This is a genomic window from Frigoribacterium sp. RIT-PI-h (genome assembly GCF_001297205.1).
Classification (GTDB): Bacteria; Actinomycetota; Actinomycetes; order Actinomycetales; family Microbacteriaceae; genus Frigoribacterium.
Map to the genome: position 1 here is coordinate 165,048 of NZ_LHOZ01000065.1, position 18,951 is coordinate 183,998.

Annotated in this window: 21 protein-coding genes; 12 read left to right on the forward strand and 9 right to left on the reverse strand. The window is 68.9% G+C overall.

What is annotated here, in order from left to right:
- Positions 1-195 precede the first annotated feature (195 nt).
- Together AEQ27_RS07695 and AEQ27_RS07700 are read left to right on the forward strand one after the other, a co-directional pair.
- Positions 196-1,119: a heme o synthase gene (locus tag AEQ27_RS07695; protein WP_054146096.1), complete on the forward strand. Its 924-nt coding sequence runs from the start codon at positions 196-198 to the stop codon at positions 1,117-1,119.
- A gap of 4 nt (positions 1,120-1,123) precedes the next feature.
- Entirely contained in the window at positions 1,124-1,558 is a 435-nt protein-coding gene (locus tag AEQ27_RS07700; protein ID WP_054146097.1) for a GNAT family N-acetyltransferase, read from the forward strand.
- An 18-nt stretch (positions 1,559-1,576) separates the two neighbouring features.
- Here the strand turns inward: AEQ27_RS07700 and AEQ27_RS07705 are convergent, their stop codons facing one another.
- Entirely contained in the window at positions 1,577-2,545 is a 969-nt protein-coding gene (locus tag AEQ27_RS07705) for a heme A synthase (protein ID WP_235451013.1), read from the reverse strand.
- Positions 2,546-2,844: 299 nt separating this feature from the next.
- Here AEQ27_RS07705 and sufB point away from each other — a divergent pair, with 299 nt between their 5' ends.
- Genes sufB through AEQ27_RS07730 form a run of 5 tightly spaced genes read left to right on the forward strand, consistent with a single transcriptional unit; the run spans position 2,845 to position 6,953 of the window.
- Positions 2,845-4,263, forward strand: coding sequence for a Fe-S cluster assembly protein SufB (gene sufB, locus AEQ27_RS07710; protein ID WP_054146190.1), 1,419 nt, complete (start codon positions 2,845-2,847; stop codon positions 4,261-4,263).
- Positions 4,264-5,490: a Fe-S cluster assembly protein SufD gene (gene sufD, locus AEQ27_RS07715; protein ID WP_054146098.1), complete on the forward strand. Its 1,227-nt coding sequence runs from the start codon at positions 4,264-4,266 to the stop codon at positions 5,488-5,490. It abuts the gene before it with no gap.
- On the forward strand, positions 5,490-5,822 hold the full coding sequence (locus AEQ27_RS07720) for a non-heme iron oxygenase ferredoxin subunit (RefSeq protein WP_082059966.1): 333 nt from the start codon (positions 5,490-5,492) through the stop codon (positions 5,820-5,822). The genes sufD and AEQ27_RS07720 overlap by 1 nt, the downstream gene beginning before the upstream one ends.
- A 13-nt stretch (positions 5,823-5,835) precedes the next feature.
- On the forward strand, positions 5,836-6,618 hold the full coding sequence (gene sufC, locus AEQ27_RS07725; RefSeq protein WP_054146099.1) for a Fe-S cluster assembly ATPase SufC: 783 nt from the start codon (positions 5,836-5,838) through the stop codon (positions 6,616-6,618).
- Positions 6,619-6,620: 2 nt separating this feature from the next.
- Positions 6,621-6,953, forward strand: a complete 333-nt coding sequence (locus AEQ27_RS07730) for a metal-sulfur cluster assembly factor (protein WP_043594998.1) — start codon at positions 6,621-6,623, stop codon at positions 6,951-6,953.
- A 96-nt stretch (positions 6,954-7,049) separates the two neighbouring features.
- On the opposite strand, the gene AEQ27_RS07735 is transcribed toward AEQ27_RS07730, so the two are convergent.
- Positions 7,050-7,655 carry a biotin transporter BioY gene (locus AEQ27_RS07735; RefSeq protein ID WP_054146100.1) on the reverse strand — a complete coding sequence of 202 codons (606 nt, stop codon included), beginning with the start codon at positions 7,653-7,655 and terminating at the stop codon, positions 7,050-7,052.
- Between the two features lie 148 nt (positions 7,656-7,803).
- On the opposite strand from AEQ27_RS07735, the gene AEQ27_RS07740 reads away from it, so the two are divergent.
- Positions 7,804-9,402 (forward strand): ABC-F family ATP-binding cassette domain-containing protein, encoded by a 1,599-nt coding sequence (locus tag AEQ27_RS07740; RefSeq protein ID WP_054146101.1) that lies wholly within the window; start codon positions 7,804-7,806, stop codon positions 9,400-9,402.
- An 84-nt stretch (positions 9,403-9,486) separates the two neighbouring features.
- On the opposite strand, the gene AEQ27_RS07745 is transcribed toward AEQ27_RS07740, so the two are convergent.
- The 3 genes from AEQ27_RS07745 to AEQ27_RS18300 are packed head-to-tail and all read right to left on the reverse strand — an operon-like array spanning position 9,487 to position 10,945.
- Positions 9,487-10,338 (reverse strand): SURF1 family protein, encoded by an 852-nt coding sequence (locus AEQ27_RS07745; RefSeq protein WP_054146102.1) that lies wholly within the window; start codon positions 10,336-10,338, stop codon positions 9,487-9,489.
- Positions 10,335-10,571 (reverse strand): hypothetical protein, encoded by a 237-nt coding sequence (locus AEQ27_RS07750; protein ID WP_043594994.1) that lies wholly within the window; start codon positions 10,569-10,571, stop codon positions 10,335-10,337. The genes AEQ27_RS07745 and AEQ27_RS07750 overlap by 4 nt, the downstream gene beginning before the upstream one ends.
- On the reverse strand, positions 10,571-10,945 hold the full coding sequence (locus AEQ27_RS18300; protein WP_054146103.1) for a DUF3099 domain-containing protein: 375 nt from the start codon (positions 10,943-10,945) through the stop codon (positions 10,571-10,573). The genes AEQ27_RS07750 and AEQ27_RS18300 overlap by 1 nt, the downstream gene beginning before the upstream one ends.
- 205 nt (positions 10,946-11,150) lie before the next feature.
- On the opposite strand from AEQ27_RS18300, the gene fabG reads away from it, so the two are divergent.
- Complete coding sequence (gene fabG / locus AEQ27_RS07760) at positions 11,151-11,861, forward strand: 3-oxoacyl-ACP reductase FabG (protein WP_054146104.1); 711 nt, start codon at positions 11,151-11,153, stop codon at positions 11,859-11,861.
- 60 nt (positions 11,862-11,921) lie between these two features.
- Here the strand turns inward: fabG and serB are convergent, their stop codons facing one another.
- Positions 11,922-12,560: a phosphoserine phosphatase SerB gene (gene serB / locus AEQ27_RS07765; protein ID WP_054146105.1), complete on the reverse strand. Its 639-nt coding sequence runs from the start codon at positions 12,558-12,560 to the stop codon at positions 11,922-11,924.
- A 53-nt stretch (positions 12,561-12,613) separates the two neighbouring features.
- Complete coding sequence (locus tag AEQ27_RS07770) at positions 12,614-13,855, reverse strand: glucose-1-phosphate adenylyltransferase (RefSeq protein ID WP_054146106.1); 1,242 nt, start codon at positions 13,853-13,855, stop codon at positions 12,614-12,616.
- A gap of 47 nt (positions 13,856-13,902) precedes the next feature.
- Between AEQ27_RS07770 and glgA the strand changes: the two genes are divergently transcribed.
- The 3 genes from glgA (at position 13,903) to AEQ27_RS07785 (ending at position 16,250) form a co-directional block, all read left to right on the forward strand.
- Positions 13,903-15,087 (forward strand): glycogen synthase, encoded by a 1,185-nt coding sequence (gene glgA / locus AEQ27_RS07775; protein WP_054146191.1) that lies wholly within the window; start codon positions 13,903-13,905, stop codon positions 15,085-15,087.
- Positions 15,088-15,097: 10 nt separating this feature from the next.
- Positions 15,098-15,883, forward strand: coding sequence for an ABC transporter ATP-binding protein (locus AEQ27_RS07780; protein ID WP_054146107.1), 786 nt, complete (start codon positions 15,098-15,100; stop codon positions 15,881-15,883).
- A gap of 118 nt (positions 15,884-16,001) precedes the next feature.
- Positions 16,002-16,250, forward strand: coding sequence for a type B 50S ribosomal protein L31 (locus tag AEQ27_RS07785; protein ID WP_043594989.1), 249 nt, complete (start codon positions 16,002-16,004; stop codon positions 16,248-16,250).
- A gap of 155 nt (positions 16,251-16,405) precedes the next feature.
- Here AEQ27_RS07785 and AEQ27_RS07790 read toward each other — a convergent pair whose 3' ends face one another.
- Together AEQ27_RS07790 and treS are read right to left on the reverse strand one after the other, a co-directional pair.
- Entirely contained in the window at positions 16,406-17,128 is a 723-nt protein-coding gene (locus tag AEQ27_RS07790) for a 3'-5' exonuclease (RefSeq protein WP_054146192.1), read from the reverse strand.
- 54 nt (positions 17,129-17,182) lie between these two features.
- Positions 17,183-18,922 (reverse strand): maltose alpha-D-glucosyltransferase, encoded by a 1,740-nt coding sequence (gene treS / locus AEQ27_RS07795; protein ID WP_054146108.1) that lies wholly within the window; start codon positions 18,920-18,922, stop codon positions 17,183-17,185.
- Positions 18,923-18,951: the final 29 nt, after the last annotated feature.

An 18,951-nucleotide genomic window follows, 5' to 3' on the forward strand; every position in this document is an offset into this window, starting at 1 on the left:
GCACACACGCTGGGGGCGGGGATCGGGACGGTTCGTCCGGTGACTCGGGACCGAGAGGGCGTGCGACTGGCAAGCACCTGCAAGTATAGGGACGAACCCCCTCCGCCCGTCCGCATCCGGCCGGGGGCTCGCCGTCAGCGTCGACGTTCATCGCCTAGACTCCTCGGGCAAACCGTTCGTCTCGTTAGAGGACTCATGACCGCAGCCGTAGACATCCGCCCCGACACGTCACCCCGGGGCTTCCGTCGCAAGGCTCGGGCGTACGTCGCCCTCACGAAGCCCCGCGTGATGGAGCTCCTGCTCGTCACCACGGCGCCGACGATGTTCTTGGCCCAGGGCGGCATCCCCAACCTGTGGCTCGTCGCGGCGACGCTGATCGGCGGCGCCCTGAGCGCCGGCTCGGCCTCGGCCTTCAACTGCTACATCGATCGCGACATCGACCGCATCATGAAGCGCACCCAGGGTCGGCCGCTTGTCACGGGTGACGTCAGCGACCGCGAGGCGCTGGTCTTCTCGTACGTGGTCGGCGTCGCGTCGATCGTCTGGCTCGCCCTGACGGTGAACCTGCTCTCGGCGGCGCTCTCGCTCGGGGCCATCCTCTTCTACGTCGTCGTCTACACGCTCTGGCTCAAACGCCGCACGCCGCAGAACATCGTGTGGGGCGGGATCGCCGGGTGCATGCCCGTGCTCATCGGTTGGGCCGCCGTCACGAACGACCTCTCGTGGTCGGCCGTCATCCTCTTCATGGTGATCTTCCTCTGGACGCCGCCGCACTACTGGCCGTTGTCGATGAAGTACCGCGACGACTACGCCGCGGCCGACGTCCCGATGCTCGCCGTGGTGCGCGGCCGGTCCATCGTCGGCTTGCAGGTCATCCTCTACGCCTGGGCCACCGTGGTCTGCTCGTTGATCCTCGTCCCCGTCGCCGGCATGGGCGTGCTCTACACGGTCGTGGCCCTCGCCAGCGGCGCCTGGTTCGTCTGGGAGTCCCACCGCCTCTACAGCCGGGCCATCCAGCACGTCGCCGAGGTCCGGCCGATGCGCGTCTTCCACAGCTCGATCACGTACCTCACGCTGCTGTTCGTCGCCGTCGGCGTCGACCCCCTGCTCCCGTTCTAGCCTCGTGAGCCCCTCCGACTGGACGGTCCGTCCGGCGCGCCCGGACGACGTCGGACCACTGACCGATCTGAAGCTCGTCGTCCTGAGGCCCGAGTTCGAGCGTCTCGGCATCTGGAACCCGCCCCGCCACCGTGCTCGTTTCGTGCGCGAGTTCGCCGCCGACGAGACGCGGGTCGTCGAGGGCGACCAGCGCCTCCTCGGCTGCATGGCGCTGCACCCGGACGGCGACACGACCTGGCTCCGTCACTTCTACCTGGTCGAGGAGGCGCGAGGTCGCGGCATCGGAACCGCCCTGCTCGCCGAGGCGATCGGCTCGGTCACCACGGGGTCGATCACCCTCGACGTGCTCACCGGCAGTCGTGCCGTGTCGCTCTACGAGCGCACGGGATTCGTCGTCGTCGACCAGGACGACGTCGACACCGTCATGCGCCGCGACTAGACCCCACGGTCGCGTCGATCAAGCGCGGACGGCGGCCGCCTCGACGATCGGCTCGACCTCGTCCGGTGCCTGGTCGTTGCGCAGGGAGAGCACGACGGCGGTCGTCGCGGCCACGAGCAGCGCTGCGAGCACCATGTGTCCACCGACGAGCAGGGGCGGAAGTCCGGTGCGCGCCTGAGTGATGCCGACCGCGATCTGCACGAGCTCGACACCGAGCAGGGCGAGGGGGAACCGTCGGGGGAGGCCTGCCCGGATCGTCCAGACGACGACGGCCAGGGTGAGGGCGAGGGTGGCGTAGGCCGGCCAGCTGTGGACGTGGTCCATGATCGCCGGGTCGAGACCGTTGCGGGGCGTGGCCGCGTCACCGGCGTGCGGGCCGGAGCCGGTCGTGAGGACGCCGACGACCACCGTGACGCCGACGACGGCCGCGGCCACGTGGACGAGCCGCGCGTAGCCCCGCGGAGTCGCCGCGTGGTGCCCCCGGGGCCCGCGGTACACCCGCCAGAGCAACGTGGTGGTCAGCGCGACGAGGACGATCGAGACGACGAAGTGGGCTCCGACGATGTAGGGGTTCAAGCCCGTGAGGACGGTGATGCCCCCGAGCACGGCCTGGAAGGGGATGCTCAGACCCTGCAGGAGGGTGAGCCAGAAGAAGTCGCGACGGACCGTGCGCATCCGCAGCACGAAGAGGAACGCGAGGATGACCACCAGGGTGAGCACGAAGGTGAGCAGACGGTTGCCGAACTCGATGACGCCGTGGATGCCCATCTCCGGCGTGCTGACGAACGAGTCGGCCGTGCAGCGGGGCCAGGTGGGGCAGCCGAGGCCCGATCCCGTGAGCCGCGCCGCGCCTCCCGTGCCGATCAGCAGCGCCTGACAGACGAACGACGCCCAGGCGATGAAACGGACCCGACGATCGACGGTCGTGGGGAGCCACGACCAGGCTCGGGTCAGGACTCCGGTGGCGCCCACCTGTGCGTTGCTCACGACTTGCTGCCTTTCGTCACTTTCGGCGGTCGGCCCTGTAGAATCAACGGGTTCAGGAACACGACCCGGCAGGGTGTCGACGGAGACATCCGAAGACCGTGAGATCCGCAGAAGCGGTGCACGGCCTTCACCACCAGTCTAAGCAACGCCACCTGACGACTCGATCACGTCGAGCGTCGACCGGCGAGGCGGCGACAGCCGGTGTGTTCGACTCGCAGGGCGAGCAACCGGGCCGCTCCACCACCCGGGGAATGCCGTTCGGCCGACCCGTGTTCGGTCCGGCAGAGAAAGAGGTAGTCATGTCAGACGTGTTGATCGATCGACCCGAGCTCGCGAGCCTGGGGCAGTACGAGTTCGGCTGGTCCGACTCCGACACCGCGGGCGCCTCGGCGCGCCGAGGGGTGTCACCCGAGGTCGTCACCGACATCTCGAACCTGAAGAGCGAACCCGAGTGGATGCTCAAGAACCGGCTCAAGGGCCTGACGCTGTTCGAGCGCAAGCCCATGCCGACGTGGGGCGCCGACCTGTCGGGCATCGACTTCGACAACATCAAGTACTTCGTGCGCTCGCCCGAGAAGCAGGCGACCCCCTGGGACGAGCTGCCGGACGACATCAAGACCCCCTACGAGAAGCTCGGCATCCCCGAGGCCGAGCGCAACCGCCTCGTGGCGGGCGTCGCCGCCCAGTACGAGTCCGAGGTGGTCTACCACCAGATCCGCGAGGACCTCGAGCAGCAGGGTGTCATCTTCATGGACACCGACACGGCGCTGCGCGAGCACCCCGAGCTCTTCCAGGAATACTTCGGCACCGTCATCCCGGCCGGCGACAACAAGTTCGCCGCGTTGAACACGGCCGTCTGGTCGGGCGGCTCGTTCGTGTACGTTCCGAAGGGCGTCCACGTCGAGATCCCGCTGCAGGCGTACTTCCGCATCAACACCGAGAACATGGGTCAGTTCGAGCGGACGCTCATCATCGCCGACGAGGGCAGCTACGTCCACTACATCGAGGGCTGCACGGCTCCGATCTACAAGTCCGACTCCCTGCACTCGGCCGTGGTCGAGATCATCGTGAAGAAGAACGCCCGCGTTCGCTACACGACGATCCAGAACTGGTCCAACAACGTGTACAACCTGGTCACCAAGCGGGCGATCGCCCACGAGGGCGCGACCATGGAGTGGATCGACGGCAACATCGGATCGAAGGTGACGATGAAGTACCCGTCGATCTACCTGGTCGGCGAGCACGCCAAGGGCGAGACCCTGTCCGTCGCCTTCGCGGGCCCCGGTCAGCACCAGGACGCCGGCGCGAAGATGATCCACATGGCGCCCTACACGACGTCCTCGATCGTCTCGAAGTCGATCGCCCGAGGCGGCGGTCGCGCGGGTTACCGTGGCGAGGTGCGTGTCGACGAAGCGGCCCACCACGCGGCCAACACGGTCCGTTGTGACGCCCTGCTGGTCGACACGATCTCCCGGTCCGACACGTACCCCGCCATCGACATCCGGGTCGACGACGTCCAACTGGGTCACGAGGCAACCGTGTCGCGGGTCAGCGAAGAGCAGCTCTTCTACCTCATGTCGCGCGGCATGGCCGAAGACGAAGCGATGGCCATGATCGTCCGTGGCTTCATCGAGCCCATCGCCCGCGAGCTCCCGATGGAGTACGCGCTCGAACTCAACAAGCTCATCGAGATGAGCATGGAAGGATCAGTCGGCTAGATGTCCGCCGCAGCACCCACCCCCACACCAGAGTCCACCCCCACGCCGGGCGTCCAGCACGGCGCCGGTGCCCACAGCGACGGCGGCTGGGGCCTCGTGCCCGTGCAGACGCGTTCCGAGCGGTTCACCTCGGTCGACCCCGCGGCGTTCCCCGACGTGACCGGTCGCGAGGTGGACTGGAAGCTCAGCCCGGTGTCGCGCCTCCGTCCGTTGATCGACGGTGACCTCGACGGCTCGCCCTATGCCTACCTGGCTCGAGAGACGCCCGGTGCCACCGTCGAATGGATCGACCGCAGCGACTCTCGGGTCGGCACGGCCGGAACGCCCGAAGACAAAGCGGCGGCGAACGCGTGGTCGAGTGCCGAGAAGGTTCTGGCCGTGACGCTCACGGGCGACGAGCCGTCGGCGATCACCGTCGGACGCTCGGGTCTCGATCGCGAGCCACGGGCCGGTCACACCCTGATCCACGCCAAGGCGAACAGCCACGCCATGGTCGTCCTCCGCAACACCGGGTCGGCGCAGCTGGTCGAGAACGTCGAGATCCTCGTCGACGAGGGTGCGCACCTCACCGTCGTCACCCTGCAGGAGTGGGACGACGACGCGGTGCACCTCGCGAGCCACCACGCCCGCATCGGTCGCGACGCCCAGCTCAAGCACTTCGTCGTCAGCCTCGGCGGATCGGTCGTCCGGGTCAACCCGTCGGCCCACCTGGCAGAGCAGGGTGCCGACGCCGAACTCTACGGCGTCTACTTCGCCGACGCCGGCCAGCACCTCGAGCAGCAGGTCTACGTCAACCACGACGCCCCCAAGACGCGGAGCCGCGTGAACTACAAGGGTGCCCTCCAGGGTGCCGGTGCCCGGACGGTGTGGATCGGTGACGTTCTCATCGGACGGACGGCTCCCGGAACCGACAGCTACGAGCAGAACCGCAACCTGGTGCTGAGCGAGGGCACGCGCGCCGACTCGATCCCGAACCTCGAGATCGAGACCGGTGACATCGAGGGCGCCGGTCACGCCAGCGCGACCGGTCGCTTCGACGACGAGCACCTCTTCTACCTGCAGTCGCGTGGCATCTCCGAGCACGAGGCACGCCGCCTGGTGGTGCTCGGCTTCCTCGTCGAGGTCATCCAGAAGATCGGCGACGCCGACCTGCAGGCCCGCCTCGTGGACGCCATCGAGGCCGAACTCGCCGCGGGCGAGGCGACGTCGACCGAGACGGTCGCCTGATGGCGACGAAGGTCTGCGGCGTCGACGACGTCAGCCCCTCCCAGGCGCACCGCGTCGTCGTCGACGGTGTCGCGATCGCGGTCGTGAAAGACAGTGCCGGCACGATCCACGCGATCGGTGACACCTGCACCCACGGCGACATCTCGCTCTCCGAGGGCTTCGTCGAGGACGACACCCTCGAGTGCTGGGCCCACGGCTCGAAGTTCGAGCTCACCACCGGCAAGCCGCTCACGCTGCCCGCCTACGAACCCGTACCGGTCTTCTCGGTCTCCGTCATCGACGGCGAGGTGTACGTCGACACCACCTCGACCTCCACCGGCGCCGCACAGTAAAGGAACAGAACGCATGTCCACTCTCGAGATCCGCGACCTCAAGGTCAGCATCGACACCGACGCCGGCCCCAAGCCCATCCTCAAGGGCGTCGACCTCACCATCAACGAGGGCGAGATCCACGCCGTCATGGGCCCCAACGGCTCGGGCAAGTCGACCCTCGCCTACACGATCGCCGGCCACCCCCGCTACAACGTCGACGGGGGCTCCATCCTGCTCGACGGTCGCGAGGTGCTCGAGATGAGCGTCGACGAGCGCGCCAAGGCGGGGCTCTTCCTCGCCATGCAGTACCCCGTCGAGATCCCCGGCGTCACGGTCTCGAACTTCCTCCGCACGGCCAAGACGGCCCTCGACGGCGAGGCCCCGGCCATCCGCGGCTGGATCAAGGACCTCCGCGAGTCGATGAACGCCCTCAAGATGGACTCGGCCTTCGCCGAGCGCAACGTCAACGAAGGCTTCTCGGGTGGCGAGAAGAAGCGACACGAGATCATGCAGCTCGAGCTCCTCAAGCCGAAGTTCGCCGTCCTCGACGAGACCGACTCCGGTCTCGACGTCGACGCGCTGAAGATCGTCTCCGAGGGCGTCAACCGTGCCAAGGCCAACACCGGTCTCGGTCTGTTGCTCATCACGCACTACACGCGCATCCTGCGCTACATCAAGCCCGACTTCGTCCACGTGTTCGTCGACGGCCACGTCGCCGACGAGGGTGGCCCCGAGCTGGCCGACCGTCTCGAGAACGAGGGCTACGACCGGTACGTCACGGCTGCCGCCGAGGCCGCTGCGACCTCGGCGGTCTGACCGTGGCCGTCGCACTCAGCCCCGAGAAGTTCGATCAGACCATCGAGGCACTGAAAGAGGTCGTCGACCCCGAGCTGGGCGTCAACATCGTCGATCTGGGGCTCATCTACGACCTCGCGATGGACGAAGAGCACGAGAACGCCCTCATCATCAGCATGACGCTGACGAGTGCGGGTTGCCCGTTGACGGATGTCATCGAGGGAGACACCGCGAACGCCCTCGACGGTGTCGTCGACGCCTTCCGCATCAACTGGGTGTGGATGCCGCCGTGGGGTCCCGATCGCATCACTGACGACGGTCGCGACATGATGCGCGCCATCGGGTTCTCCATCTGAATCCGGCCCGTCGGCACGACGACGAAGCCCCGCCCCTCCGAGAGGGGCGGGGCTTCGTCATGCGTCCTCGACGATCACGCCGGGGAGCAGGAGGCGCTAGTCACCGATGTGCTTCAGCGCACGCCAAGCGAGGGGCAGGGCCGCCGCCGCGATCAGCCACTTGGCGATGCCGCCGACGATGAACGGGTACAGGCCGGCCGCGAGGACACTCGGAAGGTCGTTCGGCAGACCCAACGAACCGAGCACGACCGCCAGATAGGGAAGGCCCACGGCGAAGGGGATGAGGCTCGCCAGGAAGAAGGCGGCCGCCGAGCGCCACCACTTCTTGTCCCAGTCCCGCTCGGACAGCCAGCCGATGACGGCCGCCGCCACGACGAAGCCGATCACGAAGCCGAAGCTCGGCTTGAAGACGCTGAGGGGGCCGCCCGAGAACTCGGCGAAGATCGGCAGTCCGGCGACGCCCAGCACCAGGTAGGTGGCCAGGGAAAGCGCGCCGCGACGGGCGCCGAGGGAGGCGCCGACGAGCATCACACCGAGCGTCTGTCCGGTGACGGGCACCGGCCAGAGCGGCACCTGCACCTGCGCGAGGGCCGAGACGACGGCGACCCCACCGAGGACGAGGGCCACGTCGGTGGTGGCGCCCCGGGCCACCAGACGGTCGGCGAGGACCGGCCGTGAGGTCGATGCGGCAGTGTTCGTCATGGGGACTCCTAGAATGGGTAGGTTGATCGGCCGAGCGGCTGGTCGGCAGCGCAGTGCTGCGACCCTCTCCACACGACGTCCCCATCCTATGGGCGGCCCCCTTCCGGGCCCCGTTGTGGACTCCTCACCAATCGATTGGACATCTGCTGTGCTCTCCGTGCACGATCTCGAGATCCGCGTCGGCGCGCGCCTCCTCATGGCCGACGTCTCGTTCCGGGTCGACCGGGGCGACAAGATCGGCCTCGTCGGCCGCAACGGCGCCGGCAAGACGACCATGACCAAGACGCTCGCCGGTGAGACCCTCCCGACGGGCGGCAAGATCGAGCGCTCCGGCGAGATCGGCTACCTGCCGCAGGACCCTCGCAGCGGCAACCCCGAAGACCTCGCCCGGACGCGCATCCTCGACGCCCGAGGTCTCGGCCAGCTGCTGCTCGGCATCCAGGAAGCGACCCTCGCCATGGGCGACCCCGATCCTGACGTCGCCGCGCGCGCCATGAAACGCTACGGCGACCTCGACGACCAGTTCAACGCCCTCGGCGGGTACGCAGCCGAGGCCGAGGCCGCCTCCATCGCTAGCAACCTCAGCCTGCCGGACCGCATCCTCGACCAGCCCCTGTCGACGTTGTCGGGTGGTCAGCGCCGACGCATCGAGCTGGCCCGCATCCTGTTCTCGGCGGCCGACACGATGATCCTCGACGAGCCCACGAACCACCTCGACGCCGACTCGGTCGTCTGGCTCCGCGAGTACCTGAAGACCTACCAGGGCGGCGTCATCGTCATCAGCCACGACATCGAACTCGTCGAGGAAGTCGTCAACCGCGTCTTCTACCTCGACGCCAACCGCCAGGCCATCGACGTCTACAACATGGGGTGGCGCAACTACCAGCGGCAGCGTGCTGCCGACGAGGAGCGCCGCAAGAAGGAGCGCTCGAACGCCGAGAAGCAGGCCTCGGCCCTGCAGAAGCAGGCGGCCCGGTTCGGCGCGAAGGCGTCGAAGGCCGCTGCGGCCCACCAGATGGTGGCACGAGCCGAGAAGCTCCTCTCCGGCCTCGACGAGGTCCGCGCGGTCGACCGCGTGGCCAAGCTGCGCTTCCCGACGCCGGTGGCGTGCGGAAAGACGCCCCTCATGGCCTCGAACCTGTCGAAGAGCTACGGCTCGCTCGAGATCTTCACCGCCGTCGACCTCGCCATCGACCGTGGCTCGAAGGTCGTCATCCTGGGCCTGAACGGTGCCGGCAAGACCACCCTGTTGCGCATCCTCGCCGGGGTCGACGAGCCCGACACCGGGCAGCTCGAGCCGGGCCACGGGCTGCGGGTCGGCTACTACGCCCAGGAGCACGAGACGATCGACGTCAAGCGCAGCGTGCTCGAGAACATGGTGTCGTCCTCGCCGAACATCACCGAGATGGAGGCGCGGCGAGTGTTGGGCTCGTTCCTCTTCACGGGCGACGACTCGGCCAAGCCGGCCGGTGTGCTGTCCGGCGGCGAGAAGACACGGCTGGCTCTGGCGATGATCGTCGTCTCGGGGGCGAACGTCCTGCTGCTCGACGAGCCCACCAACAACCTCGACCCCGCGAGCCGCCTCGAGATCCTCGACGCCCTGAGCAACTACGAGGGTGCCGTCGTCCTGGTGAGCCACGACGAGGGCGCCGTCGAGGCCCTGAACCCCGAGCGAGTGCTGATCATGCCCGAGGGCACCGAGGACCACTGGACCCCGGACTACTCCGACTTGATCAACTTGGCGTGATCACCCCGGCCTGACCAGGTCCGCAGCCGCAGCCGCAGCCGCAGCCCCGGTCGGCGCCATGGTCAGCGGTGTACGGCGCCGTGGTCAGCGGCGCGCGCCGTCGAGGATCTCGTCCTCGACGTCGTTGTCATGGCGGGGCCGGGCGTCGCGACGACGCTGCCGTTCGGCCTCACGCTCGACGAGTTCGTCGTCGTCGGCGTTCTGGTTGCGGTACTCCTGTCGGAAGACGTAGAACAGGAAACCGAAGGCTCCGACCGCGAACATCAACCACTGGACGAAGTACGACAGGTTGAGGCCCGTGTCGATCTCGGGCTTCGAGGACGGCACGGGTGCCGTGGCTGGCGCGGGGCTCTCGCTGACGACGAGCCCGTAGGCACTCGAGTAGACGGGCTGCCCGACGCGGGACTCGACCTCGCTGAGCTGGATGGTCGCGATCTGGTTCGTCCCGGGAACGCCCGTCCGGTCGCCCAGAGCCGGTTCACCCGGTTTCAGGCGTGCGACCACCGTGACGTCGCCCGACGGAGGCGCGGGCACGACGTCGGGGGAGTCCTGGGCGTTGCCGGTCGGCACCCAGCCGCGGTCGACGACGAAGATCTGGCCCTGCGTCGTGCGGAACGGCACGAGGACCTCGAAGCCGGGCTGCCCGTTGAGCGGGCGGTTGCGCACCAGCAACTCGTCGTCGGCGAGGTAGCGCCCGGTCATCTCGACCGGCTGCCACTCTTGCGCGGCGTCGTAGGACGACAGCTCGGGCAACGCCTGCTGCAGGGGGACCGGGTCGGCGTCGTAGGTCTGCTCGAGCTGGCGCACGACCGCGAGCTTCTCGTCGTGCCGCGACCACTGCCAGTGGGCGAGGAACACGCAGATGATCGCGAAGACGACGGCGACGGCGAGGTAGCCCAGCCATCTGCGCGAGAGGGCGAAGCGGATGTTCGTCACCGCGCCTCCGTTCCGACCTGTTCGACGACCTCTGACACCCCCGTCACGACGACCGGGAAGTCACGTGCCTCGAGGAACTCGCGCAGGAAGTCGACGTGCTCGTCGCATGCCGACCACACCTTGACCCGGTCGATGCCGTGGATCTTGGGATTGCGCCAGTGCACATTATGCCGTGCCTCGGCTCGACAGGAGGCGCGAGAGCACTGCACGCCGACGGGATCGAGGCCGAGCATCAGGCGCTCCGCCGATCGTGATCCGCCTCGCCGGGCACGTCGTCGGACGAGGCGGCGGGGCCGGCAGGACCTGAGTCGCCGTCGACCACGGTCGGCCGGAACGGCGCCTGCGGCTCGCGGTAGAGCTCGATGCCGCCCGGGCTCTCGACCGCGTCGCCCGCCTCGTGGCCCACGTTCGCGAAGACGACGGCGATGTAGGGGATGACGACGGCACCGATGACGGGCAACAGGGTCCACCAGCCGAGAGGGAAGACGAAGCAGAGGGCGATGCAGACCAACCTGATGCCCATCGCCACCAGGTACTTGACCATGCGGGAGTGCCGGTCGTCGGTGGGGGAGGGCGGAAGGGACGTGATCGTGTTCGAGGCCTTCACGGGGCACACCTCGATGTCGGGAAGAGGGCGGACGCACCACGGACGGGTGCCGGACGGATCTCGGGGGCGGGACGCCCGGGGGACCGCCTCGATCCTAAGACCCGGGTCCGACAGTAGGCTGGTCAGCGGCCTGCCGATCACAGGTTCGCCGATCCGCGCCGCGACCTCGCGGCCACCGTCGAGATCGCTCACGAGGAGACAACCCATGACCACGCCCCGCACCGTCCTCGTCACCGGCGGCAACCGAGGCATCGGCTTCGCCATCGCCGAAGAGTTCGTCGCCCAGGGTCACCGCGTCGCCGTCACGGCCCGCAGCGGGCAGGGCCCCGAGGGCACGCTCACCGTCGTCGCCGACGTCACCGACGCCGCGTCGATCGACGCGGCCTTCAGCACCGTCGAGGCCGAGCTCGGGCCGGTCGAGGTCGTCGTCGCCAACGCCGGCATCACGAAGGACGGTCTGCTCATGCGCATGACCGAGGACGACTTCACCTCGGTCGTCGACACCAACCTCGGCGGCGCCTTCCGCGTCGTCAAGCGGGCGTCCAAGGGCATGCTCAAGGCCCGCTTCGGACGCATCGTCCTCGTGTCGAGCGTCGTCGGCCTCTACGGCGGCCCGGGCCAGGCCAACTACGCCGCCTCGAAGGCGGGCCTGGTCGGCTTCGCCCGCTCGCTGACCCGCGAGCTCGGAGCCCGCGGCATCCCCGCCAACGTGGGGGCCCCCGGCTGCGTCGAGACCGACATGCCCGCCGTCCGGCCCGAGGCGCAGCAGGCGGAGTACAAGAAGAGCACCCCCGCCGGCCGGTACGGCACCACGGCAGAGGTCGCGAAGACGATCACGTGGCTCGCGGGCGACGACGCCGCCTACATCTCGGGGGCCGTGATCCCGGTCGACGGCGGCCTCGGAATGGGCCACTAGGTCCGACCACGCAGGAGGCGCGGGTCGTCCCCTCGAGGGGCGCCCGCCTCCCGCCGCGGGTCAGCCGCGCAGTCCGAGCAGGGGCAGCAGCTGGGACAGGTCGTTCGTCCCGACGACCACGTCGGCTCGCTCACGGACCCGCGGCTTGGCGTTGAACGCGACCGAGAGTCCCGCGACGGCCATCATCTCGAGATCGTTGGCCCCGTCACCGACGGCGACGGTCTGCGCGAGGCCGACCCGCGCCTCCTCGGCCCATTGCCGCAGGGCGGCGGCCTTGGCGTGCGCGTCGATCACCGGACCGGAGACCCGTCCGGTCAGCCGGCCGTCCCGCACCTCGAGACGGTTGGCCCGGCGGAAGTCCAGACCCAGGTCGTCGGCCAGCGGGTCGAGGGTCTCGTGGAACCCGCCCGACACGACGCCGACGAGGCCACCCGCGGCGTGGACGACGTCGAGGAGGTCACGGACGCCGCGGGTCGGCGTGAGGCGCGAACGCACCTCGGCGAAGACGGACTCGGGCAACCCCTCGAGGGTCGCGACGCGCTCGGCGAGACTCGCGGCGAAGTCGAGCTCACCCGCCATCGCCCGGGACGTGACGTCCTCGACGCGATCTCGCGAACCGGCGGCGTCGGCCAGCAGCTCGATCACCTCGTCCTCGATCAGGGTGGAGTCGACGTCGAGGACGATGAGGAAACGCGGCACGCCGACAGCCTAGGGCCGTCGGCGCACCGCGCCTCTCGTGTGACCCCGGACGACTACTGGTCGACCCGGACCCCCTTGCCGACCACCGTGATGCCGGACGGCGTGACGGTGAAGCCGCGGGCCCGGTCGGCCTCGGGATCGACGCCGACGGAGGCCCCGGCCGCGATGACGACGTCCTTGTCGAGGATCGCCCGGTTGACGACGGCGTTCGGGCCGACGTGCGCCCGCTCGAAGACGACCGAGTCGACGACGCGTGAACCGCTGTCGAGGGTGCACCAGGGACCCAGGACGCTGCGTTCCACGTGCGCACCCGAGAGCAGCGAACCCAGCGACACGATCGAGTCGATCGTCGTGCCGAGGTTGCCGTGGCCGTCCCGGACGAACTTCGCGGGGGGCGAGTTGAGCTGCTGGCTGAAGATCGGCCAGTCGGTGTTGTAGAGGTTGAAGATCGGCAGGGCCGAGATCAGGTCTCGGTGCGCGTCGTAGAACGAGTCGATGGTGCCGACGTCGCGCCAGTAGTAACGATCGCGCTCGGTCGACCCGGGCACCTCGTTGCGGTTGAGGTCGTAGACGGCCGCGTCGCCACGGGAGACGAAGTCGGGCACGATGTCGCCGCCCATGTCGTGGTTCGAGTCGGGCTTCTCGCCGTCGCGCAGGACGGCGTCGATCAGGACGTCCGCGTCGAACACGTAGTTGCCCATGGACGCGAGGATCTCGTCGGGGGAGTCCGGGAGGCCCGTGGCGTCCGTGGGCTTCTCGAGGAACCGGCCGATGCGCGTCGGGTCGTCCGAGTCGACCTCGATGACGCCGAACTGGTCGGCGAGGGAGATGGGCTGACGGATGGCGGCCACGGTGACCCCGGCACCCGAGGCGATGTGCGCCTCGATCATCTGGGAGAAGTCCATGCGGTAGACGTGGTCGGCACCCACCACCACGACGATGTCGGGTTTCTCGTCACGCAGCAGGTTGAGGCTCTGCAGGATGGCGTCGGCGCTGCCGGCGAACCAGCGCTTGCCGAGTCGCTGCTGGGCCGGGACCGAGGCGACGTACGCCCCGAGCAGGCCCTCGATGCTCCAGGTCTGCGAGACGTGGCGGTCGAGGCTGTGCGACTTGTACTGGGTCAACACGACGATCTGCCGCAGACCCGAGTTGATCAGGTTCGACAGGGCGAAGTCGATGAGACGGTAGTTGCCACCGAACGGGACAGCGGGTTTCGCGCGGTCGGCGGTCAGCGGCATCAGGCGTTTGCCCTCGCCACCAGCCAGGACGATGCCGAAGATCTTCTTTGATGCCATGGGGCCAGAATGGCACGATTCGCGGTCGCACGACTACGGTGAACCACGTGCGAGTCGATGTCATCACCAAGGAATACCCGCCCAACGTCTACGGGGGCGCGGGCGTCCACGTCGTCGAACTCGTCAAGGCCCTGCGTCAGGGCGTCGAGGTGCAGGTGCGGGCGTTCGGCGAGGTCGACCCCGAACCCGACACGACCGGGTACCCCGACCTGCCCCAGCTCGACCAGGCGAACGCCACCCTGCGCACCCTCGGTGTGGATGTCACCATGGCCCAGGACGTCGCCGGAGCCGACGTCGTCCACAGCCACACCTGGTACGCGAACGCGGCCGGCCAGCTGGCCCAGATGCTGCACGGCGTCCCTCACGTCCTGACGGCCCACAGCCTCGAACCGCTGCGCCCCTGGAAGGCCGAACAGCTCGGTGGCGGCTACCGCGTCTCGAGCTGGATCGAGCGCCAGGCCTACGAGACCGCCGATCGCGTGATCGCCGTCAGCGACGGCATGCGCCGTGACATCCTGCGCTCCTACCCGTCGATCGACGAGTCGAAGGTCCAGGTCGTGTACAACGGCATCGACCTCGAGGGGTGGCAACGCGTCGACGACGCCGAGCTGGTCCGGGGCCTGGGCATCGACCCCGACCGCCCGTCGGTCGTCTTCGTCGGTCGCATCACCCGTCAGAAGGGCCTCCCGTACCTGCTGCGCGCGGCGAAGCTGCTGCCCGCCGACGTGCAGCTCGTGCTCTGCGCCGGTGCGCCCGACACCCCCGAGATCATGGCCGAGGTCACGGGCCTGGTCCGCGAGCTCCAGGAAGAGCGCACCGGGGTCGTCTGGATCGACACCGTGCTGCCCCGGCACCAGCTCAGCGCCGTGCTGAGCCAGGCCACCACCTTCGTCTGCCCTTCGGTCTACGAGCCCCTGGGCATCGTCAACCTCGAGGCGATGGCCTGCGGCGTGCCCGTCGTGGGGTCCGACACGGGTGGCATCCCCGAGGTCGTCGCGGACGGCCTGACCGGCCGCATCGTGCCCCTCGAGCAGGTGCAGGACGGCACCGGCACCCCGGTCGACCCCGACCGCTTCGTCGCCGACCTGGCGGCCACGCTCACCGAGGTCGTCTCCGACCCGGCCCTCGCACGCCTCATGGGGCGGGCCGGCCGCATGCGGGCCGAAGAAGAGTTCTCGTGGTCACGGATCGCCGAGCAGACCTTGGGGATCTACGAGGGCCTGCTCAACTAGGCTGAGCAGCATGCCTACCGTCCTGCAGCTGACCGATGTCTCGATCGTCCGAGGCGGCACCGCCGTCGTCGACAAGCTGACCTGGACGGTCGACTCCGACGAGCGCTGGGTCGTGCTCGGGCCGAACGGTGCCGGCAAGACCAGCCTGCTCCAGGTGGCCGCCGCGCAGAGTCACCCCTCGTCGGGCGAGGCAAGCATCCTCGGCTCCGACCTCGGCTCGGTCGACCTGTTCGACCTGCGGCCGCGCATCGGCTTCGCCTCGACGGCCATCGCCCGTCGCATCCCCGCCAAAGAGAAGGTCGTCGACGTCGTCCTGACGGCCGCCTACTCGGTCACCGGTCGCTGGAACGAAGAGTACGAGGGCGTCGACGTCCGTCGGGCGCACCGCGTTCTCGACGAGTGGAAGCTCGACCACCTCTCGGACCGCACGTTCGGCGAGCTGAGCGACGGCGAGCAGAAGCGCGTCCAGATCGCCCGCTCGGTCATGACCGACCCCGAGCTGCTGCTCCTCGACGAGCCGGCCGCGAGCCTCGACCTCGGCGCCCGCGAAGAGCTGCTGCAGATGCTGTCGGGCTACGCCTCGTCCGAGGGCGCTCCGGCCATCGTCATGGTGACCCACCACGTCGAAGAGATCCCCCGGGGCTTCACGCACGCCCTGCTGCTCGACCACGGCTCCGTCGTCGCGGCCGGTCCGCTCGACGAGGTCATCACGGCCGAGACCCTCGGCGCCACCTTCGGCGTCGAGCTGCGGGTCGAGTCCGACGGGGGCCGGTACTCGGCCCGCGCAGCCGGCTGACCCGCGCCTCCTACGATCCGGGCTGTCGGTCTGGTATCGTTGACAGCTGGTCCGCAGCGTCGCTGCGCGTGCCTCCTGAACTCACCATCATCACTCGTTCGCTAGACCTAGGACAATCATGAAGACCGACATCCACCCCGAGTACAAGCAGATCGTCTTCCGGGACCTCGCATCGGGCGCCACGTTCCTCACGCGCTCCACCACGACGAGCGACAAGACCATCGAGCTCGACGGTGAGACCTACCCGGTCATCGACGTCGAGATCTCGTCCGAGTCGCACCCGTTCTACACGGGCAAGCAGCGCATCCTCGACTCGGCCGGCCGCGTCGAGAAGTTCAACTCGCGCTACAAGAACTTCGGCAAGTAGGCCTCAGCCCGCAGCCCTGTCAGAGGCGGTCCACTTCGGTGGGCCGCCTCTTTCGCGTACCCGGGCGACACGCCTCGGCTGGGTGCCCGACGTCAGGCCACGTGGAAAGCGCGAGAGGCCCGCGCGACCCGAGGAGGCGCGGGGCGCGACCCCGCTCAGGCGAACGGGAGAGGGCGGTGCGGCCAGTCGCCGTGCGCCGTGAAGGTGGGGTCCTTCGCCCGGCGCATGTACTGCTGGAAGCTCTCGGCCTGGGTCGAGCACCAGCCGACCTGGAGATCGTGCAGCTCGGTGACGGGCACGTCGAGCCGGTCGGGGTACCGCTTGGCCATCGCCTGGGCCACGCGACCCGCGGCGATCGCGTCGGCCCCGGCGTCGTGCGCGTCGTCGAGCGACACGCCGTAGACCGCGGCGGCGACCTCGAGGGTGCGCTTGCCCTTGCGATAGGTGTCGACGGCCTTGTCGATGACGAGGGGGTCGACGACGCAACCGATCTCGCCGACCTCACCCAACGGCTCGACGCCGTGGCGGCGGGCCTCGCGGTCGAGCAGGGTGAGGTCGTACGGCGCGTTGTAGACGACCAGCGGCACGCCGCGAGCGAAGACGGCCCGGATGGCCGCGACGATCTCGGCCACGACCTCGGCGGCCGGACGCCCCTCGGCGCGGGCCCGCTCGGTGGAGATGCCGTGCACGGCACTGGCCTGCTCGGGGATCTCGACACCGGGGTCTGCCAACCATTCGCCATGGGCGACGGTGGCCCCGGTGGCGTCGATCAGGCCGACGTGGGCGGTCACGATGCGGGCCGTCTCGACGTCGATGCCGGTGGTCTCGAGGTCGAAGACGCCGAGGGCCTGCCACCAGACGGCCGGCGGCTCGCCCACGGCCGCGAGGTCGGGAGCGGTGCCGGGCGTCTCGGTGTCAGTCACCCTGCGAGTTTAGGAGGCGCCACCGACAGCGGGTGCCGCCGCGGCGGGCACGTCGCCGACGTGCAACCAGAAGAACGCCTGCGTCCCGAGGGTCAGCGTCACCTTTCCCTCGTCGTCGAACGAGGGGAACTGCGCTCCACCGAACAGGTCGAACAACGTGCGCCCGGCGAACTGCGGGGCCACGATGTCGACCGAGGTCGGGTTGTGACCGAACGAGAAGACGCAGAGGATGTCCTCGGCCGAGTCGCCGAACTGCGTCCCCGCCCCTTCGTACGAGCGGACGAACGACAGGACGGACTCCTGGTCGGTCTCGAGCACCTCGAGGGTGCCGAGGCCGAAGGTCGGGTGGGCCTTGCGCACGTGGATGACGTTGCGCACCCAGTGCAGCAGCGACCGTGACTGGGCCAGCTGGCTCTCGACGTTCACCAGGTTGTAGTTGTAGACGAGCGACTGGACGACCGGCAGGAAGAGCTTGCCCGGGTCGGCGGTCGAGAAGCCGGCGTTGCGGTCGGGCGTCCACTGCATGGGCGTGCGGGACGAGTCGCGGTCCGGCAGCCAGATGTTGTCGCCCATCCCGATCTCGTCGCCGTAGTACAGGAACGGGCTGCCGGGCAGCGAGAACAGCAGAGCGTGCACGAGTTCGAGTTCGGCGCGCGAGTTGTCGAGCAGCGGGGCGAGACGGCGGCGGATGCCGATGTTGGACCGCATGCGCGGGTCGTAGGCGTACCAGCCGTACATCGCCTGCCGGTACTCCTCGCTGACCATCTCGAGGGTGAGCTCGTCGTGGTTGCGGAGGAACACCGCCCAGGCGGCCCCCGGTGGCACCTCGGTGGTCTCCGAGAGGATGCGCTTGAGCTCGTCGGCGCTCTGGGCGCGGAGCGAGTAGAAGATGCGGGGCATGACCGGGAAGTCGAAGGCCATGTGGCACTCGGGCTCGTCCTCGGTGCCGAAGAACGCCGCTGTCTCGGCCGGCCACTGGTTGGCCTCGGCGATGAGCACGCGTCCGGGGAACTCTTCGTCGACCATCGCACGCAGGCGCTTGATCAGGTCGTGCGTGGCCGGCTCGCCCTCGCCGTTTCCCTCTTCGGTCTCGAAGAGGTAGGGGATCGCGTCGAGTCGGAGGCCGTCGACGCCCATCGACAGCCAGTGACGGACGACGTCGAACACGGCCTCCTGGACGGCGGGGTTCTCGAAGTTGAGGTCGGGCTGGTGCGAGAAGAAGCGGTGGAAGAAGAACTGGCGGCGAACCGGGTCGAACGTCCAGTTGGACTCTTCGGTGTCGACGAAGATGACCCGGATGTTCGAGTACTCCTCGTCGGTGTCGCGCCAGACGTAGAAGTCGCCGTAGGGACCCTCGGGGTCTTCGCGGCTCTGCTGGAACCACTCGTGCTGGTCGCTCGTGTGGTTCAGCACCATGTCGATGACGATGCGCATGTTGCGCTCGTGCGACTTGGTCACGAGGTCGCGGAACTCGTCGAGCGTGCCGAACTCGGGCAGGATCGCCTTGTAGTCCTGGATGTCGTAGCCGCCGTCGCGCAGGGGCGACTGGAAGAACGGCGGCAGCCAGAGGGCGTCGACGCCGAGCCACTGCAGGTAGTCCAGGCGGGTGAGCAGACCTTGCAGGTCACCCGCCCCGTCACCGTTGCTGTCGACGAACGACCGCACCATCACCTCGTAGAACACCGCCCGGCGGTGCCAGTTGGGGTCGAGGGTCAGTCCGGGCTGCTGGATCGGGGCAGTGAAGCTCACCCGCCCACCCTACGGGCGCGCGCCCCGGG

What these genes read in the sequence shown, in the direction of transcription:
- sufD (WP_054146098.1), top strand. Translation starts at nt 4,264, where the DNA reads ATGTCCGCCGCAGCACCCACCCCCACACCAGAGTCCACCCCCACGCCG.
- sufC (WP_054146099.1), top strand. Translation starts at nt 5,836, where the DNA reads ATGTCCACTCTCGAGATCCGCGACCTCAAGGTCAGCATCGACACCGAC.
- fabG (WP_054146104.1), top strand. Translation starts at nt 11,151, where the DNA reads ATGACCACGCCCCGCACCGTCCTCGTCACCGGCGGCAACCGAGGCATC.
- sufB (WP_054146190.1), top strand. Translation starts at nt 2,845, where the DNA reads ATGTCAGACGTGTTGATCGATCGACCCGAGCTCGCGAGCCTGGGGCAG.
- AEQ27_RS07785 (WP_043594989.1), top strand. Translation starts at nt 16,002, where the DNA reads ATGAAGACCGACATCCACCCCGAGTACAAGCAGATCGTCTTCCGGGAC.
- AEQ27_RS07695 (WP_054146096.1), top strand. Translation starts at nt 196, where the DNA reads ATGACCGCAGCCGTAGACATCCGCCCCGACACGTCACCCCGGGGCTTC.
- AEQ27_RS07720 (WP_082059966.1), top strand. Translation starts at nt 5,490, where the DNA reads ATGGCGACGAAGGTCTGCGGCGTCGACGACGTCAGCCCCTCCCAGGCG.
- AEQ27_RS07770 (WP_054146106.1), bottom strand. Translation starts at nt 13,855, where the DNA reads ATGGCATCAAAGAAGATCTTCGGCATCGTCCTGGCTGGTGGCGAGGGC.
- AEQ27_RS07780 (WP_054146107.1), top strand. Translation starts at nt 15,098, where the DNA reads ATGCCTACCGTCCTGCAGCTGACCGATGTCTCGATCGTCCGAGGCGGC.
- AEQ27_RS07750 (WP_043594994.1), bottom strand. Translation starts at nt 10,571, where the DNA reads ATGCTCGGCCTCGATCCCGTCGGCGTGCAGTGCTCTCGCGCCTCCTGT.
- AEQ27_RS07735 (WP_054146100.1), bottom strand. Translation starts at nt 7,655, where the DNA reads ATGACGAACACTGCCGCATCGACCTCACGGCCGGTCCTCGCCGACCGT.